This is a genomic window from Rhizobium sp. M1 (assembly GCF_002531805.1).
Taxonomy (GTDB): domain Bacteria; phylum Pseudomonadota; class Alphaproteobacteria; order Rhizobiales; family Rhizobiaceae; genus Rhizobium; species Rhizobium etli_C.
Genome location: NZ_NWSW01000122.1, coordinates 1 through 549, shown reverse-complemented (window position 1 = coordinate 549; position 549 = coordinate 1). Strand labels below are relative to the sequence as shown.

General features: G+C 60.5%; 1 protein-coding gene. It reads right to left on the bottom strand.

Annotated features, from left to right (window positions below; translation table 11 throughout):
- Positions 1-549 (bottom strand): formyltetrahydrofolate deformylase (locus tag CO655_RS33235; RefSeq protein WP_141514402.1); only part of this gene is annotated, 549 nt, incomplete at both ends.

The following is a 549-nucleotide window of genomic DNA, read 5'->3' as shown; positions in this document are numbered from 1 at the left end:
CGGGCCTTCGTCGAGGTCGGCGGTGACGTAATGGGCGGTCGCCCCGATCAGCTTGACGCCGCGCTCATAGGCCTGCTTGTAAGGGTTGGCGCCCTTGAAGGACGGCAGGAAGGAATGGTGGATGTTGATGATCTTGCCCGACATCTGCTTGCAGAGCTGGTCGGAGAGGACCTGCATGTAGCGGGCGAGCACGATCAGCTCGGTGCCGGTCTGATTGACGAGCTCGACCAGCTGGGCTTCGGCCTGCGGCTTGTTCTCCTTGGTCACCTTGATGTGGTGGAAGGGGATGTCGTGATTGACGACGACCTTCTGGTAGTCGAAGTGGTTGGAGACGACGCCGACGATGTCGATCGGCAGTGCCCCGATCTTCCAGCGGTAGAGCAGGTCGTTGAGACAATGACCGAAGCGCGACACCATCAGCAGCACCTTCATGCGGCTTTCGCTGTCGTGGAAATCATAGTCCATCGCAAAGGGCGCGGCGACGTCGGCAAAATCGGCGCTGATCGCCGAGCCGGACAGACCCTCTTCCGAAATGAAGCTGACCCGCAT